Source organism: Desulfomicrobium norvegicum (assembly GCF_900114595.1).
Lineage (GTDB): Bacteria > Desulfobacterota > Desulfovibrionia > Desulfovibrionales > Desulfomicrobiaceae > Desulfomicrobium > Desulfomicrobium macestii.
This window is the reverse complement of sequence record NZ_FOTO01000002.1, coordinates 169,399-186,999: the sequence shown is the minus strand read 5'-3', so window position 1 is coordinate 186,999 and position 17,601 is coordinate 169,399. Positions and strand designations below refer to the sequence as shown.

The window sequence follows — 17,601 nt, the reverse complement described above, 5'->3', positions numbered from 1 at the left end:
GGGTCAAAAGAGACTCAGCTGCCGTTCACTCAGGCGCACATGACGCTTGATGGCGCTCTTGCGCAGCATGTCCTGGGGCAAACGGCGCACCAGGGACGACAGGGCGAGTTTCAAGGTCTTGCCGAAAACGCGCCGGCTGGCGCAATGGCTCAGAAAGAGCATGGACTTGGCCCGGGTCAGGCCGACGTAGAAGAGGCGGCGTTCCTCGTCCATGTCGAGCACATTGTCGTCGCCGGGCTTGCCAAGGAGCATGTCCATGCCCGCAAAGGGCAGGATGCCCTCTTCAAGGCCAGGCAGAAACACGACCTCGAATTCAAGCCCCTTGGCCCCGTGCATGGTCATGATCTGTACTTTCTGCGCCTTGGCCCTGATGGCGCAGAGCTCGGTTTCAAGCCTGACCATGTTCAAAAGCCCGCGCCAGCCCGAGCAGACCTGGAAGGCCTTGACCAGGTCCACGAAAGCCTTGCTCTTCCAGAACAGCGCGTCAAAAGGCGGGGTCGCGGAGAAATGGACGGCCATGGCCAGCGGGCCCTTCTCGACCACGTCCTCGGGACAGGACGGGATCTGTTCGTCCAGGGCGTCGGGCAGCCCGAGCACGTTTCCGGCAATACGCAAGATGAGGTCCACCCGGGCATCGACAAAAAAGGATTCCTGTTCGGGCACGGAAACGGGTATCCCGGCACTCTCAAGAGCCTTGGCGATGGGCGGAATGAGAGCCTTGAAGCGCACCAGAACGGCGATGTCGCCGGGGGAAATGTTCTTTCCCTCGTGCGTGTCGGCCTGCCAATGCCCCGTGCCTCCCAGAAGCTCGCGCACCCGCCCCGCGATCCAGCCCGCCTCCTGCTCGGCGCCCTGGGCTTCGAACAGCACAAGGGACGCCGACAGGGATTTCCGGGCCACCAGGGTCTGCCTCTCCGTAAAAAGATGCGCCGCAAGGCTCAGGATCTGCTGCGCCGAGCGGTAGTTGTGCACCAGCCTGATCCTCTTGAGATCCGGCCACAGATCGCGCAGCCTGGCCTCGACATTGCGCACCGCGCCACGAAATCCGTAAATGGCCTGGTTCGGGTCCCCGATGGCAAAAAAACCCCGCCCGCCCTGGGAGCAAAGCATCGTGACCAGTCCGAGTTGCAGCGCGGAGAGATCCTGCACCTCGTCGATCAGAACGTGATCGTAGTCCGGGACGCATTGGCCAAGCTCCAGGTGTTCAAACCAGAATTCGAGCAGGTCGGTATAATCGACCAGATTGAAGCGGACCTTGTCATCCAGATAGCGTCTGGTGTGTTCGCCGGGAATGCGCACCCCGTCTTCGCGGGCCAGGGACTGCTCGTTCCACGCGGTCCTTAGCTCCTTGCCCTGCAGATCGGGATTGGCCGCCGCGAAAAGCCTGCGGCTGCTCTCCTCGGAAAGAAGGATCGGGGCCTCTCCCATGACGGAGGTCCAGTACTCAAGCCCCAGGGCGTGCAGGGTGTCGGTCTTGGGCAGCACGGGCAGGCCTGGACAAAGCCGCTGCAGGCGGTCTTTCAATTCCCGCGCGGCCTTGCGGGTGAAGGTCAGGATCAGGATTCGCGCCGGATCGGCGCCCTGTTCGAGCAGGTGCCGCACCCGTCCCATGAGGGTCTGGGTCTTGCCCGTGCCGGGACCGGCCAGGACCAGCACCGGCCCGGGTCCGGCAAGAATCGCGGCCATCTGCATTTCATTGGCCGCCAGGACCGTGTCCTCCGGCAAGGGGGACGCCTCCGCGCTGGTCTTCCGCCAGCGCTGTCCCAAGACTTCCGGCGGCGCGGACCGGGCGGCCATGGACAACATGCGTCCGTGTTTGAATTCGAGCAGTTCCTGAGGGGCGAACATGGAAATGCGCCCATACTCGCCGTCATAGCCCGAATGCCTGTGCACCACGCCCTGACGCATCCTGCGCACTGCCTCGGCCAAAACCGTGGAGGAGCGCCGCAGATCCTCTTCGGGGACGCAGCGCAATATGTTGAACTCTGAATCGAAATCCCGCACCAGCTGATTGTACATGCCGAGCACTTTCTTTGTGCCTGGACCCACTCCCAGAATTTCCGAAAGGACTTCGGTCAGGGGCACCATGGACGAGAATCCCGGATGATGGGCGGGCCGCGCGGGCAGATCCCGGTCCGAGAGGGCAAAGATGCGGTTGAGCACGCCGATTGTCAGAGGCTTGCCGCAGACCGGACAAAGCCCCCGATGCGCGGCCGTCTCCTGGGGTTCAAGCACCACCCCGCATTTACGGTGGCCGTCGAGATGGTATTTCCCTTCCTCGGGATAGAATTCAAGGGTGCCTTCAAAACGCGTCGTCTCGCTCTTGCGCCCCAGGGCGGCGCGAATGCCCGCAAAAGACATTTCCCCTGAAAAGACATTGACTTCCCGACCCAGTTTTTCCCCGGAATGGGCGTCGGAATTCGACACCAGAGTAAAGCGGTCCAGGGCGCTGACCATCCAGTTCATCTCGGGATCGGAGGACAGGCCGGTTTCCAGGGCGAAGATTTCTGCACTCAAATCCTCGAAACAGTCTTCGATACGATCAAAGCCGGACTTCGAGCCGAAAAGGGAAAACCACGGAGTCCAGATATGGGCGGGAATGAGATAGGCCAGCGGATCGGTTTCCAGAACCATTTCGAGAAGATCATGCGCATCGAGCCCGAGAATGGGGCGGCCGTCCGAGGCGAGATTGCCAACCTGCGCCAGGCGGGTGTTGAACCTGAGGGCCGCGTCGATGCTCGGCATGAAAACCAGATTGTGGATTTTTCGGACCTTGCCCCTCTTCTTGTAGATGGAGCTGATTTCGGTGCAGAGCATGAAACGGATGTGCGCCGTGTTCATGCTCCCGGAATACCAGGGCAGCTCCTGTTCGAGCGCCCTGTCGTCGCGCAGGCGCAGCAGCCCGCTTTCCTCGGCTTCGAGCTGTTCGGTGATGATGTCCATCCAACCCGGATGGGTGAAGTCGCCCGTGGCCAGGATGTCGATGCCCTTGATCCCGGCCCAGGCCACCAGATTTCTGGGGGTGAGGTTCTTGCTCGTGGCCCGGGAAAATTTGGAATGAATGTGCAGGTCGGCGATGAAATTGTTCACGTTGTATCCTGGGGATCCTTTTGGGTCCGGAAAAAGGAGAGGTCCTGAACCAGCACGGCCCGGGTTCCTCCCGAGGGAATATTGACAAGATCAATGAATGTTCCGTTCTGAGCCGCGAGCCTGCGGGCGATGGCCAAGCCCAGACCCGAGCCCACGGCCTTGCTGGTCACGAAAGGATCGAAACACTTGTCCAGCATGTCCGACGCCAGCCCCGGACCATTGTCGGCAATGATCAGGGTTCTGCTGTCCTGTCCCTGCGTCTCACGGATGCTGATCTTCGGATCTTCCGTAGTTTCAAGAGCCTGCAAGGCATTGACCACAAGATTTATGAGGATCTGGTGCAACTGGTTGCGATCAAAATAAAACGGCTCGTCCCCGACTTCAATGTCGATGGCAACTCCTTCATATCGCAGGCGAAGGGGCATGAGCACATGCTCCAGCTCCCTTCCCAGATCAAGGGCTTCCGGCTCGGGCGCCTTGGGGCGGGCAAAGATCAAAAAATCCATGAGCAGAAAATCAAGCCGGTCGATGTCACGCAGTATGACTCGTGAGAGCCTGTCGGAAAATTCCTTTTCCAGATCATCCGAGAGAAGAAGCTGAAGACTGGTCTTGATCCCGGCCAGCGGGTTCTTCATTTCATGGGCCAAACCGGCTGCCAGTTCGCCGACGCTGGCCAGCTTCTCCATTTCCTTGACCTGCCGTTCCAGTCTCTGCACTTCGGTGATGTCGGAAAAAAGAATCATCCAGCCCTGATTCTCGGGCAATTCAGTGATCTTGAACCCGAAAACCAGTCCACGCTCATTGCTTATGACCATGTTCCGACGCAGACAGGCAAGTTCGCGATCATTCCAGAAGGGAAGAAACTCGGGGAAATAGACATCAAATCTGGTGCCGATCATCTCGTTGCGATCGTGTCCGGGAAGCCAGTTCAGGGTACGTTGATTCACGGTCGTGATTCTGCCGTCATTGTTCACGACCAGAAGTCCGGCATCGATCCAGTCAAAAACGCGGTATTTAATCTCCTCGGCTTTACGCAGGGCTTCTTCCTGTTCGATGATCCTGTATAAAAGACGATTCTCCGCCGTTCGGCTCAATTTGACCAGAGAACTGACCAGAATGAGCGCCAGCGTCAGCAAGCTGTAGTTATAGGCAAGGTCGGAACCGCGAATATGAGCTTGAGCCCAATAGTGTGGAAAGTAGAATTGAAAACAGGATATGATGAAAAGAAGAATCCAGACAAGAAAAGAGGAAATTATTATGGTTTTAAGTCCGATGATTCTGCCATAGAAAAAAAGACATAATATATAAAGAAAAACAAATGCGCTAAACGATCCACCAGTTAATACAACCCACCAAGTCGTTAGAAAAATATCTGCAAAAAGCTGAATTCTGAATAATAGAAAAGAACTGATGAATCTTTTTGTTGCCAGCAGATATATGATACTTAATGAAAAACCGCTTATAAAAAAGAGAATGTACTGAAAATCCCGGTTTACTTCCAGTCTCATGCCTCTATCCGAGATATTGACGATCTCGGCCAAGGCCAAAACCAAAAGAAAAACCATGATCCCGAGACGGATCACGGAGAATTTGATGTAGAAATTTTTGAATTCGTCAGAAGGTTTCAGTTCAGGGTTATTGTCCACAATCCCTAGGGTCTCCCTGCAGTTTTTCCACCGCATGCTTGAGCGCGGGCAAGATGGCGTGCAGATTTTCTCGCACGGCCTTGGGGCTTCCGGGCAGATTGACGATCAGGGAGAGGCCCAGGACTCCGGCCACGGCGCGGGAAATCATGGCATGCGGGGTCTTGGCGAGGGAGGTTTGGGTCATGGCGCGTTCAAATCCGGGCAGACGCTTGTCCAAAAGAGGCAGGGTCACTTCGGGCGTGATGTCCCGGGGGCCGACTCCGGTTCCGCCGGTAGTGAAGACAAGATCGAAACCCTGGAAGAGGCAACAGTCCACAAGGGCTGTCTTCAGGATTTCAGGCTCGTCGGGAATGATCATTCCCCGGGCAAGGCCTATCTCCATGGCTTCCATGGCCGCATCGCGAATGGCCGGGCCGCTGGCATCGACGCGCTCGCCCCGAGAACCCTTGTCGCTCAGGGTGATCCAGGCCAGGGAAAAACCCCGCCGGGAGCGCGTGCATGAAAATTCTCCCGGTACGAACACGCCCTTTTCCTTTCGTGCAACCCAGGCAGGCATGAAAAGTCCGTCTTCCCGGCAGAGCCGAATCCGGTTTTCAAGCTGCACGGAACAGTTTGGATCGTGAATCATGTCTCCGGCCCGCAGTTCCGCATCAGCATCGAACCAGCCGTGAATCAGCGGATGATCCAGCCCCTGACCAATGATCACCGTACCGGCGGTATAGGCATCCTTCCAGGTAACGTGCATGCAGGCCCCTTGTGCTTCGAATTTTTTTGTATTGACCTGTTTTGCCTACCAAACCCCGGCGCAGTTGTCATTACCGCAATCAGTCGGCACTTGTCCGTGAAGTGGGTCTGGAGTAGTGCTTTGCTGTCTTGAAACAGCACCAAAAGGATCAACCCCATGAAAGGAATCATTCTGGCCGGAGGCTCGGGCACACGCCTCTATCCCCTGACTCTCGGCACCAGCAAGCAGCTTCTCCCCGTTTATGACAAGCCCCTCATCTACTATCCCCTGTCCATTCTCATGCTGGCGGGGATAAGGGACATTCTCATCATTTCCACTCCCCAGGACCTGCCGCGCTTCAAGGACGTGCTCGGAGACGGCAGTGAACTTGGCCTTAAGTTCTCCTATATTGTACAGCCCTCGCCCGACGGATTGGCCCAGGCCTTCATCCTTGGCGCGGACTTCATCGGTACGGACAGCGTCTGCCTCGTCCTGGGCGACAACATCATCTACGGGGAAGGCCTGTCCAAGGTTCTTAAACGCTGCGCCAGGATCGACAAGGGCGGCATCGTCTTCGGCTATCCGGTCAAGGATCCGCAACGCTATGGAGTCGTCGAATTCAACGCCTCGGGCGAGGTGGTCAGCATCGAGGAAAAACCGCAGAAACCGAAGTCCAAATACGTTATTCCGGGCATTTACTTCTATGACAACGAAGTCGTCGAAATCTCGAAAAACCTGCGCCCCTCCCCTCGCGGGGAACTTGAGATCACCGATGTCAATCGCGAGTACCTGCGCCGCGGCAGCCTCAATGTCCAATTGCTCGGCCGGGGATATGCCTGGCTCGACGCCGGAACCCACGAATCCCTGCAACAGGCGGGCAATTTTGTTCAGGCCGTCCAGGACAGGCAGGGTTTCAAGATCGCCTGCATCGAGGAAATCGCTTTTTCAAAAGGGTTCATTGATGCAGGCCAACTCAAACTGCTGGCCGCTCGATTCAAAAAAAACGAGTACGGTAAATATCTCGATGAAATCGCTGATGAGCCTGTTTAAAATCATATAAATCAAATTGTTATCATACAAAGGAACACCTGGTGAAAACTTTGTTCCAAACATGTCCCCATGTTCCTTGTTTTTCAGGAAGCCCAAATCAGACAACCTGGAAAACAATCAACCTGAAAAATACCAAACTATTAATTTATAAATATTTCAGCATGTTAACAATGAAGCGCACATAAGGTGCCCACTAATAATCCCAATAACCTAATCTTTTCTTTATTTAAGAGACGAAGAAGGCCTTGAAGATTGAGCTCTTTTTCTCACGATTGAAGTCTGGGGCCTTCTCCAGTACAGAGAAAAACCGATCAAGAAGAATCAATTATTTTCAATAGCTATATAATAATTTCAAGGAAAGTGAGGTATCCATGGACGTTATGAAAATGCCGGCTGATCTGCCCGACGTGAATCTCAATTCCAACGCCGAGTTGGTGCTGAAAAAACGTTATCAGCGAAAGGGACTGGACGGGACGCCCATCGAGTCCGCCAAGGAAATGTTCTGGAGGGTGGCGGCAAGCATAGCATCCATGGAAAAGAACTACCCCTCTTCGCCGTTCAAGACCGAGGATCTGGCCCGCACATTCTATACGTTGATGACACAGTACGATTTTCTGCCCAATTCCCCGACGCTCATGAACGCCGGCACGGAACTGGGACAGCTGGCGGCCTGTTTCGTTCTGCCTGTCGGCGACTCCATGGACGAGATTTTCGATGCGGTGAAACACGCGGCGCTGATCCACAAGTCCGGCGGCGGAACGGGTTTTTCCTTCACCCGCCTGCGCCCCAAGGACAGCCGGGTCGGTTCAACCGGCGGCGTCGCTTCCGGACCCATCTCCTTTCTCAAGATTTTCAACACCGCGACCGAGCAGGTCAAACAGGGCGGAACCAGACGCGGGGCCAACATGGGCATCCTGCGCGTCGACCATCCCGATATCCTGGAATTCATCCGGGCCAAGGAACGCGAGGGGGACCTCAACAATTTCAACCTGTCCGTGGCGTTGACCGAAAAATTCATGCAGGCCGTTGAAAATGATGAGGAATATCCGCTTATCGCCCCGCAGTCGCAGGAGGTCGTCGAAACGCTGAAGGCACGCGAGGTATTCGAGCTTCTGGTGCGCAAGGCCTGGGAGAGCGGAGATCCTGGGATCATATTCATCGACCGCATCAATCGCGACAACCCCAACCCCGACCAGGGCGAGATCGAGAGCACCAATCCGTGCGGCGAGCAGCCCCTGCTGCCTTACGAAGCCTGTAACCTCGGCTCCATCAATCTGGCTCGGTTCGTGCTCGAAAAGGACGGCGGGATCGAGGTCGACTGGGACAGGTTGCGTGAAGTGGTGCACCTCAGCGTCCGTTTTCTGGACAACGTCATCGACGCTTCGGAATATCCGTTGGAACGCATCACGGAGACCGTGCGCAAGAACAGGAAGATCGGACTTGGCGTCATGGGCTGGGCAGATCTTCTGTACCAGCTGGGACTGCCCTACGACAGCCGCCGGGCCATCGTGCTCGCCGAGCAGATGATGGATTTCATCCAGAAGGAATCAAGGTCGGCGTCCAAGAAACTCGCCATGGAGCGCGGACCCTTTCCGTCCTACGAGACCTCCATCTACAAGGAACAGAATCTGGGGCCCTACCGCCACGCCACGACCACGACCATCGCCCCCACGGGCACCCTGTCCATCATCGCCGGATGCTCGTCCGGGGTGGAGCCTCTTTTTGCCCTGTGCTTCGTGCGCCAGGTCATGGACGGCGAAAAGCTGACCGAGGCCAACAGCTTCTTCGTCAAGGCCTTGCACGATCAGGGCTGTTATTCCGAAAAACTCATGGCCGAGGTGATCGAAAAGGGCTCGGTCCGGAACATGGAATTTCTCCCCGAGGAACTGCGCAGCGTCTATGTCACCTCCATGGACATCGATCCGCAGTGGCATCTCAAGATGCAGGCGGCCTTCCAGAAGCATACCGACAATGCCGTATCCAAGACGGTCAACCTGCCCAATTCAGCCACCCAGGAAGACATCTACAAAATCTACTGGATGGCCTATGAAGAGGGCTGCAAAGGCGTCACGGTCTACCGCGACGGCTGCAAGAGCGTGCAGGTCCTGTGCACCGGAGAAGGCCAGAAGGATGAAAAGGGCGATGACCATTGCCGCCCCATGGACCGGCCCGACATCGTTTATGGATTCACGCAGAAGGTGCGCACCGGCCTTGGCGATCTTTACCTGACGGTCAACGAGGTCAACGGCAAGCCCTTCGAGGTTTTTACCACCATCGGCCGGTCGGGCAGATCCATCACGGCCAAGGCCGAAGCCATTGGACGGCTGGTTTCCCTGGCGCTGCGCTCCGGAGTGCATGTTCGTGAAATAGTCAAGCAGCTCAAGGGGATCGGCGGAGAGCATCCGGTTTTTCAGAAAAAGGGCATGCTCCTCTCCATTCCCGACGCCGTGTCCTGGGTGCTTGAAAACAAGTATCTGCAGGGAACGACACCGAGCAGTTCCTATAAATCCCTGTCCAAGACCGAGTGCCCGGAATGCACCACGGAGCTGGTCTTTCAGGAAGGGTGTTTTGTCTGTCCGTCCTGCGGCTTCACCAAGTGTGGATGATCGGACAGGATCATGGAGCAGTCTAACGGGATAGAGCAGTTTCTGCGCAGCATGATGGCCATTCTGGCCAGCAGGGCCATGAGCGCGGCCGAAAAACTGCATTGCGGCGGCATGCTCATCCAGACAAGGATCAAGAGCCGCAACGCCTCGGTCATGCTGTTCGACGAGGACAAGCTGGAACTGAAAGTCGTCGCCGCCAGCAGAAAGGAGATAGTGGGGCTGACTCAGCCCCTCTCTCCGGAAAGCATCTCCGGGTATGTCTGCACGCACAAGGTTCCGCTTCTGATCGAGGATATCGAAACCGATCATCGGTTTTGCTGCCGCAACGGCAACTACAAGACCAAATCGCTCATTTCCGTGCCCCTGCTCTCCGAGCAGGATCGGGTCATCGGGGTCATAAACGTTTCCGACAAGGAAGGCGGGGGGCCTTTCACCAAGTCCGATTTGTCCGCCCTCCTCGAATACGCGGGCTGGATCACTCCCCTGATCGAGAGTCTGGCCATGTTTGAAAGGCTGGAGGCGGAAAAGGAGCGGTATCAGGAATTGGCGCAGGAGCTTGAGATCAAGCAAAAAGAGCTGATCATCGCCTCCACCGAGCGCTCCGAACTGGTGCAGATGGTGGTCCACGATTTTAAAAGCCCCCTTTCGGCCGTCATCTCCAACATGGATCTGTTGTCGTATCTCGGGCCCAGCGAATCCCAGAAACCGATCATCGAGACGGCCTTCAAGGGCGCGAGCAAGCTTCTGGAAATGATCGACGAATTCCTGCACATAGCGCGTGTCGATGAATGTCAGGAGCGTGGAGTCATCCCCTGTCCGGTCTCTTTTCTGCCCCTTGTGCATGAGCAGATTGAAGATCTCATGCCCTTGGCCCGTGAAAAGAACATGACCATTGAAAACCTGTGCGAGCTTGATGTTCAGGTTTTGGGCGATCCCATGCTGCTTGGACATCTGGTTCAGAACCTGATTTCAAACGCCATAAAGTATACGCCTGTGAATGGACGGATCAGGATTGGAATGGGCACCTGGGAATCGCGCAGAACCGCGGACCCGACGCATACGGTGCTCAAGTTCTGGGTCGAGGATGATGGCGAGGGGATCGAGGATCGCTACAAGGAATCCATTTTCGACAAGTTCGTGCGCACGGAAAAATCAGTCGAAAGCGGGATAAAAGGAACCGGTATCGGGCTTTTCATCTGTCGCAAGATAGTGAACATGTTTCAAGGCAAAATCTGGGTGGAGGATGTCACTCCGCATGGCAGCAGATTTTGCGTCATTCTTTTCATCCCCGAGGAAAATTGAGATGGACAAAAATATCACCGTGATGGTGGTTGAAGATATCCTGTCTGCCAGGGAGACGGTCTTGAACCTTTTGCGGGCCCTTGGCTTCACTCATTTTCTGGAGGCGGAGAACGGGGAGGAGGCTCTTGAAAAAATCAAGGACGGCGTTCCGGGCCTGATCATTTCCGACTGGAACATGCCGAAGATGAACGGTCTGAACCTGTTGCGCGCTGTGCGTTCAAGGCCGGAAACCCCCTACATACCCTTCATATTTCTGACTTCCAAATCCGAGGTGGAGGACGTGGCTCTGGCTTCGGACGGCGGCGCCTCGGCCTATCTGGTCAAGCCCGTGACCATCAAGGCTTTGTCCGAGGCCTTGAACACGGTTTTCGAGGGGGGCTTTGAACAGGATTTTGAACTGCTCAAGGCGGAGATCCAGAATTTGTGCGCGGCAAAGGAACAGGCCAAGGCCCTCGATCTTTTGCGCCGCTTTGAACTGCTCTATCCTTCCCAGATGCATAGAATACGGCTTGCGCATGTGCGGGTGCTGATGGAATTTTCGGATTTTCCCAAGGCCGAGGAGATACTCTGCGAAATTCTGGCCGCGAATCCGCTTTTCGCCAGAGGCTGGGAAACCATGGCCAAGATTCAGTGTTGGCAGGGAAATAATGATCAGGCTTTGGCCGCCGTGGACAAGGCTGTCTCCATCAGTCCCAACAACACCGAATATTACATTCTGCGCGGCTCCATCAACCTGCACAAGGAAGATCTGCACGCGGCCCGGAATAATTTCATGACCGCTCTCAACATCGATCGCAAGAACGATCAGATCAAGCAGGATATCTGGAACGCCTATGTCGATCTGGACATGGTCGATGAAGTGCAGCGCGATTTCGGTTCGTATATTTTTTCATCCCTGACCTGCGACACCCTGAACAACATGGCCGTGGCCTACCGGCGCAAGGGTGAACTGGCTCGGGCAATAGAAATCTACCGCGCGGCGCTGGCCAAGGAACCTGACAATCCCAAGATTCTCTTCAACGCCGCCGTGGCCTATGTGAACAGAAAACAATACGGAAAGGCCAAATCGCTTTTGGCCCACGCCCTGGGCAATGATCCTGATTTTGAAAAAGCCAAGGCACTCCTGAAGCAAATCAGCGCTCATGAGCACAAAAACGACGAAGCCGAGAAATCCGGGGACGAAAAATGATCAGCATTTCCAAACTTTCCTACTCCTTCGGCAGGCAACTGGCGTTGAAGGACATAAATTTCTGCATGAAGCCCGGCGAGTTCGTCTTTCTGTGCGGTCCCTCCGGCGCCGGGAAGACGACCTTCATGCGCATCCTGCACGGCGCGCTTCCGGTGCAACGCGGCAAGGCCGATGTGGCCGGCTATGATTTGAACACGCTGCCCGAGAGCCGCAAACATTTGCTCCGCCGCGACGTGAGCGTTGTTTTTCAGGATTTCAAGATTCTGACCAACCAGACCGTTTTCGCCAACGTGGCCCTGCCGTTGAAGGTGCGCGGCATCGGGCAGCACATCATCGAGAAGCGTGTCCGGGCGGTGCTCAGAAGCCTGCACCTTGATCACAAGACCGGGGCGCCCTGCGAGGAACTGTCCGGTGGCGAACAGCAGCGGGTGGCCGTGGCCCGGGCCGTGGTGGTCAAGCCCAAGCTGCTCCTGGCCGATGAGCCCACCGGGAACCTCGACCACGAACTGTCCATGCGCATGATGGATATTTTTCAACAATTTCATAAGTTTGGAACTTCAATCATGATAGCGACCCATAACCGTGAAATCATGGAACGCATGGCCGATGCGCGCATCGTGACTCTGGAGGACGGGGTCATGCGCGAAGGCTGCGCCCAGACCGGAGGGCGGCCATGAACGTATTTTTTCAGCTCATCGGGCAAGGCGTGCGGGATCTGTTCCGGGCTCCGTGGTCCCTGTGCATGACCATCGCGGCCATCACCCTGGTGTCCTTTCTGGGCGGGGCTTTTCTCATGCTCGTGCACAATCTCGACCTGCAGATCGGCAACAGGCAGGGCAATGTCCAGTTCCAGGTCTTCTGGCAGGCCGATGTCGCTTCCGATGAATTGAAGGAGGTCTGGTCCGGACTGTCCTCCATGGAGGGCGTGGTCAACGTGCGCACTTTCACCCCGGATCAGGCTCTTGGCGTGCTTGAGGAGTCGTTCCAGAAAAATGTGGACCTGGATTGGATGAAAGGCAGAAGCCCCTTGCCGCCGACGGCTCTGGTCGAATGCGATCTGCCCGCCGAAGACGGAAAAAAATGGGCCGCAGGCATGGTCAGGCGTCTTGAAGGCTTGCCCAAGGTCGAGAAGGTGACCTTCAATCCCCTGCAGGTCGATCTGTTGACCTCTTGGGTCGGATTGACCAAGATGGCTTTCTGGCCGGTGACCGGATTTTTGCTTGTGGTTGTCGGCCTTGTGGTGGGCAACACCATAAAACTCGCTCTTCTGGCCCGGCGCGATGAATTGGAAATTCTGCGTTTTGTGGGCGCGAGCCGGGCATACATACAGTTCCCGCTGCTCGTGGGCGGAGCCTTTCAGGGACTTTTGGGCGCAGGCCTCGCCCTTGGCCTGCTAAAGCTTTTGCACCACGGCATCGAGGACATGTTCAATGTTCCTCCGCTGTGGATCACCATCTCCTTTCTGCCCCAGATACACAGCCTGGCCATTCTTGCCATTTTGGCGTCAGTTGGAGTCTTGAGCTCCCTGGTCGCTTTTCGCAATTAATCTACTCGAGGATATTTCAATGAATCGCAGCGATAAAATGATCAAAGGTTTGGAAAAGGCACCGCACCGCTCCCTGCTTTTTGCCCTGGGCATGACCCGCGAGGAGATGAGGCGCCCACTGATCGGCGTGGTCAATTCGGCCAATGAGATCGTGCCCGGACACATGCATCTTGATATCATCGCCCAGGCCGTCAAGGACGGTGTGCGCATGGCCGGAGGCACGCCCATGGAGTTTCCCACCATCGGCGTGTGCGACGGGCTGGCCATGAATCATGAAGGCATGAAGATGAGCCTGCCCAGCCGCGAGCTCATCGCCGACTCCATTGAAATTTCCGCCACGGCCGTGCCTTTCGACGGGTTGGTTTTCATTCCGAATTGCGACAAGATCGTGCCCGGCATGCTCATGGCCATGCTGCGCCTCAACATCCCCTCGATCATGATCAGCGGCGGCCCCATGCTCCCGGGCAAGTTCGAGGGCCAAACCGTCGATCTGATCACGGTCTTCGAGGGCGTGGGCAAGGTCAAGAGCGGCAGCATGACCGAAGCGGAACTTGAGCGCATGGAGGAATGCGCCTGTCCCGGCTGCGGTTCCTGCGCGGGCATGTTCACGGCCAATTCCATGAATTGCCTGTCCGAGGCCCTTGGGTTGTCCCTGCCCGGCAACGGAACCATCCCCGCCCCGACCAGCGCGCGCATCCGTCTGGCCAAGGATGCGGGAATGCAGGTCATGAGCCTGGTCGAAAAGAACATTCGCCCGCGCGACATCGTCACGGAAAAGAGCGTGGCCAACGGCGTGACCGTGGACATGGCCCTAGGCTGCTCCACCAACACGGTCCTGCACCTGCCCGCGATTTTCCGCGAGGCCGAGCTCGATCTGACCCTGGACATTTTTGACAACATCAGCCGCAAGACCCCCAATCTTTGCAGGCTTTCCCCCGCCGGACCGCACCATATCGCCGACCTGCACGAGGCGGGCGGCATCCCGGCCGTCATGAACGAATTGGCGCAGAGCGGGCGCATCGATCTTGATGTCATGACCGTGACCGGCCGGACCCTGGGACAGAACATCGAGGCCCTGAAGCCGCGCATCCTGCGCCCGGAAGTCATCCGCACCGTGGCCGATCCGTATTCCCGTGAAGGCGGCATCGCCATCCTGAAGGGCAACCTGGCTCTGGACGGCGCGGTGGTCAAACAGTCCGCCGTGGCGCCTGAAATGATGCAGCGCACGGGCGTTGCCCGAGTCTTCGAGAGCGAGGAAGACGCCGTGAGCGCGATCATGGGCAACAGGATAAAGGCCGGCGACGTGGTCGTCATCCGTAATGAAGGCCCGGTGGGCGGCCCCGGCATGCGCGAGATGCTGACCCCGACCTCGGCCATCTCCGGTCTTGGCCTTGGCGGCGAAGTGGCGCTTTTGACGGACGGCCGTTTCAGCGGCGGAACGCGTGGGGCGGCCATCGGACATATCAGTCCCGAAGCGGCCGAAGGCGGAATCATAGGGCTGGTCCAGGAAGGGGACCTGATCAGGATAGACATTCCCGCACGCAGCCTTGAGCTTCTGGTTGACGAGGCGGAACTTGAAAAGCGCCGCCAGAACTTCAAACCCTTTGTGAAGGAAATCCGTTCCTCCATTCTGCGTCGCTACAGCCGCATGGCTTCGTCCGCGGCCAAGGGAGCGGTGACCAAAATCTGATGCGTTGGAACCGGGAAAGCGCGGTCCGCTACGACAAATGGGCCGGAACCGTGCGGGGAAGCTTCGCCCTGCAGCAGGAAAAAAAACTGCTGCAGGGTGTCATAGCACCCTGGCCCAGACGCAAGCAGAAGCTCCTGGACATCGGCTGCGGAACGGGAATGTTTCTGGAGTTTTTCTGGTCCTGCGGGTTTGATCTGACGGGCATGGACAAAAGTCCGGACATGCTGGCCCGGGCCCGGGAAAAGATAGGCCATCGCGCCGATCTCCACCTTGGAAGCGCCGAGCATTTGCCCTTCGAGGATCGCGAGTTTGATTACGCCTCGCTCATGACCGTGTTCGAATTCCTGGAAGATCCGGCCCTGGCCCTGCGTGAAGCGGCGCGTGTGGCGCGCAAGGGCCTTTTGATCTGTTTTTTGAACCGGATGTCCCTGTACGGGCTATCCCTAAGGCTGGAAAAAAGAAAATCCCCGCTTGGCGAGGCGCGCTGGTTCACCTGGCCCGAAATGCGCGCGCTGATCCAGCAAAATCTATCCCCGGGCGGCATCGAAGCCAGGTCCATTCTTCTGGGCCCGCCCTGCACCTGGAATTCTGCTCCGGTCATCCGCTATCTGAACAGCACGCCCGCCTTTCCATGGATGGGAGCCTTCACGGCGGTGCGCGTCGATCTGACCGCCCCTCGCGCCCAGACTCCCCTCATGGCCTGGAATACCGAACCCACAACGTAATTGCCTATGCCTTTCCGTGCACGAGATTGCATATTTCTTCCAGGGCCTTGGCAGGGTTTTCCTGCTGGAAGACGTTGCGTCCGATGCACATCCCGGCCACTCCGGCGTCCAGGCTTTCGCGCACCGAGCGCAGGAAGGATTTGAAATCGCCACTGCGCGGTCCGCCGCCCATGACCACGGGCACGGGACAGGCCGCTATGGCCCGGGCGAAGCTCTGATTGTTCCCGCAATAAGGCACCTTGACCACGTCCGCGCCCAGTTCCGCGCCGATGCGGATGCTGTGCGCGACCAGGGATGGATCGTTCTCGTTTACGATCTGTCCGCCTCGGGCGTAGATCATGGCCAGCAGCGGCAGGCCGAGCTGGTGCGCCTCTTCAACGCAGGCGCCAAGATCCGAGAGCATGCGGTCTTCGAGGTCATTGCCGATATTTATGTGCATGGAGACCATGTCCGCGCCAAGCCGCAGCGCTTCCTGCACGGAACAGACCAGGGCCTTGTTGTACGAGGGCAGGCCGTGCCGGGTTCCGGCAGAGAGATGCACGATCAGGGACTGGTCCAGGCGGATCTCCCCGGCGTGGGCCATGACCATGCCCTTGTGCAGGATCACGCCCTGGGTGGGCAGATGCCGCACTTCGCGTAGCAGGCTGCCCAGATCTTCCAAACCCGGGATGTTTCCTTCGGAAATTCCATGATCCAGAGGCAGGATGATGGTTCGTTTGGATCCCGGATGAAAAAGGCGGGCCGCCTTGCGCAGGTATCCGATCATGATGCTCTCCTGTTTTTGTTATCGATCCGACCACAGGCAACGATTGCCCTTGATCGTCAAAAAACCCAAGGGAAGTCCCTTGAAATAGAACGCGAGGCGCTTTCCCGGCCCGGCCCAGGACAGACTTTGCCCGGACAGGAGTTCCCGAATGGTGGATACCTGTTCAAGGACGAGGCTTTTTTCGTCCGGCCTCGGCGGAACGAACATGCGTAGCGTGGCGTCGGCCAGGATGGAATCCCCGGCGCTCTTGCCCACGGCGAAACCCTGCCAGCGCAGTTCCGCCGGAAGCTCTGCCGCCTGTTCCAAGATGAGATAGACCCGGCCGCCCACGCGCAGGAAACAGTGCTCCGGGAGCCAGCCCGTGTCCAGTCCGGTGCGGGACGAAAATTCGTGCCGTGAGACAAGCTCGCCGGGCAATTCCGCCTTGGTTGCGCGGACGCTCTTTTCCGCCTGGCCCGGCTTTTTCAGGGCGGCCAGGAAAAATCCCTGTGCAAGACTGCCCTCGCCGTCCACGAGCAGGCATCCCGGCAGGGATGGGGCAAACCTGAATCCGGGGAATTCCGCCAAGGGCTCGGTCACAAGACCCAGGTGCTCCGTGGCGAAACGGACCTGATCCTCGTTTTCACGCTCATTTGTGGTGCAGGTCGAATAAAGAAGTCGTCCTCCCGGGGCAAGAAGCCCGGCGGCTCTGGTCAGGAGTTCCCGTTGCAGGATTTCCAGCGGCGCGGTCTTCTCCCCCGCCCACATCTGGGCGGCCTTGGGGTTCTTGTCCACCGTGCCCCAACCGCTGCAGGGCGCGTCGAGCAGGATGCGCGGCCATGAGTCATCCTGAAGGGGCAGGGACTGGCCTTCATATTTGCAGGTGGCCACGTTGTAGCAGCCAAGATGGCGCATATTCACGCGCAGGGTGGCCAGACGGTCCGGACTTGGCTCGTTGGCCAGCACCAGCCCCGTGGGCCCGACCAGGCTTGAGAGGATGCCGGTCTTGCTGCCGGGACTGGCGCAGAAGTCGAGCACGCGGTCCCCGGATTCGGGTGCCAGAGCCAGGGGCGGCAGCATGGAGGACTTGTCCTGGATGTAGATATAGCCGAACCTGGCCGCGATGCTCCGGCCAAGCGGCATGGGTTCGGCGGTGAGGGTCCGCGCCAGGGCGAAGCAGGGCTGCGGCTCGAAGCGAAAGCCTTCGGCGTGAAGCAGGGACTCCACATCGTTGACCTGGTCCTGCGCGCACACCAGCCTGAAAGAGCGAGTGGTATTTTTCATAGGG

The 17,601-nt window shown here is 57.6% G+C and carries 13 protein-coding genes; 8 read left to right on the top strand and 5 right to left on the bottom strand.

The window, feature by feature from the left end:
• Positions 1-3: 3 nt before the first annotated feature.
• From BMZ24_RS04835 to BMZ24_RS04825, 3 genes are all read right to left on the bottom strand, one after another.
• Positions 4-3,090 (bottom strand): UvrD-helicase domain-containing protein, encoded by a 3,087-nt coding sequence (locus tag BMZ24_RS04835; RefSeq protein ID WP_092189860.1) that lies wholly within the window; start codon positions 3,088-3,090, stop codon positions 4-6.
• Positions 3,087-4,226, bottom strand: coding sequence for a two-component system sensor histidine kinase NtrB (locus tag BMZ24_RS04830; RefSeq protein WP_161949038.1), 1,140 nt, complete (start codon positions 4,224-4,226; stop codon positions 3,087-3,089). The genes BMZ24_RS04835 and BMZ24_RS04830 overlap by 4 nt, the downstream gene beginning before the upstream one ends.
• Before the next feature lie 499 nt (positions 4,227-4,725).
• A complete protein-coding gene (locus tag BMZ24_RS04825; RefSeq protein ID WP_092189856.1) occupies positions 4,726-5,481 on the bottom strand; it encodes a MogA/MoaB family molybdenum cofactor biosynthesis protein in 756 nt (251 codons plus the stop codon).
• Between the two features lie 156 nt (positions 5,482-5,637).
• On the opposite strand from BMZ24_RS04825, the gene rfbA reads away from it, so the two are divergent.
• The 8 genes from rfbA (at position 5,638) to BMZ24_RS04785 (ending at position 15,568) form a co-directional block, all read left to right on the top strand.
• Positions 5,638-6,510 (top strand): glucose-1-phosphate thymidylyltransferase RfbA, encoded by an 873-nt coding sequence (gene rfbA, locus BMZ24_RS04820; RefSeq protein ID WP_092189854.1) that lies wholly within the window; start codon positions 5,638-5,640, stop codon positions 6,508-6,510.
• Positions 6,511-6,881: 371 nt separating this feature from the next.
• The gene (locus tag BMZ24_RS04815; RefSeq protein WP_092189852.1) at positions 6,882-9,116 is read left to right on the top strand and encodes a vitamin B12-dependent ribonucleotide reductase; all 2,235 of its coding nucleotides are present in this window, start codon (positions 6,882-6,884) and stop codon (positions 9,114-9,116) included.
• Between the two features lie 12 nt (positions 9,117-9,128).
• Entirely contained in the window at positions 9,129-10,418 is a 1,290-nt protein-coding gene (locus BMZ24_RS04810) for a GAF domain-containing sensor histidine kinase (RefSeq protein ID WP_092189850.1), read from the top strand.
• A 1-nt stretch (position 10,419) separates the two neighbouring features.
• A complete protein-coding gene (locus tag BMZ24_RS04805) occupies positions 10,420-11,607 on the top strand; it encodes a response regulator (RefSeq protein ID WP_161949037.1) in 1,188 nt (395 codons plus the stop codon).
• The gene (locus BMZ24_RS04800) at positions 11,604-12,284 is read left to right on the top strand and encodes a cell division ATP-binding protein FtsE (protein WP_092189846.1); all 681 of its coding nucleotides are present in this window, start codon (positions 11,604-11,606) and stop codon (positions 12,282-12,284) included. The genes BMZ24_RS04805 and BMZ24_RS04800 overlap by 4 nt, the downstream gene beginning before the upstream one ends.
• Positions 12,281-13,153, top strand: a complete 873-nt coding sequence (locus tag BMZ24_RS04795; protein ID WP_092189844.1) for a cell division protein FtsX — start codon at positions 12,281-12,283, stop codon at positions 13,151-13,153. The genes BMZ24_RS04800 and BMZ24_RS04795 overlap by 4 nt, the downstream gene beginning before the upstream one ends.
• 19 nt (positions 13,154-13,172) lie before the next feature.
• Positions 13,173-14,843 (top strand): dihydroxy-acid dehydratase, encoded by a 1,671-nt coding sequence (ilvD, locus tag BMZ24_RS04790; RefSeq protein ID WP_092189842.1) that lies wholly within the window; start codon positions 13,173-13,175, stop codon positions 14,841-14,843.
• The gene (locus BMZ24_RS04785) at positions 14,843-15,568 is read left to right on the top strand and encodes a class I SAM-dependent methyltransferase (RefSeq protein WP_092189841.1); all 726 of its coding nucleotides are present in this window, start codon (positions 14,843-14,845) and stop codon (positions 15,566-15,568) included. The genes ilvD and BMZ24_RS04785 overlap by 1 nt, the downstream gene beginning before the upstream one ends.
• A gap of 4 nt (positions 15,569-15,572) precedes the next feature.
• Here the strand turns inward: BMZ24_RS04785 and BMZ24_RS04780 are convergent, their stop codons facing one another.
• Both BMZ24_RS04780 and BMZ24_RS04775 read right to left on the bottom strand, forming a co-directional pair.
• The gene (locus BMZ24_RS04780; RefSeq protein ID WP_092189839.1) at positions 15,573-16,334 is read right to left on the bottom strand and encodes a class I fructose-bisphosphate aldolase; all 762 of its coding nucleotides are present in this window, start codon (positions 16,332-16,334) and stop codon (positions 15,573-15,575) included.
• Positions 16,335-16,352: 18 nt separating this feature from the next.
• Positions 16,353-17,597, bottom strand: coding sequence for an NOL1/NOP2/SUN domain family protein (locus tag BMZ24_RS04775; RefSeq protein WP_092189837.1), 1,245 nt, complete (start codon positions 17,595-17,597; stop codon positions 16,353-16,355).
• Positions 17,598-17,601: the final 4 nt, after the last annotated feature.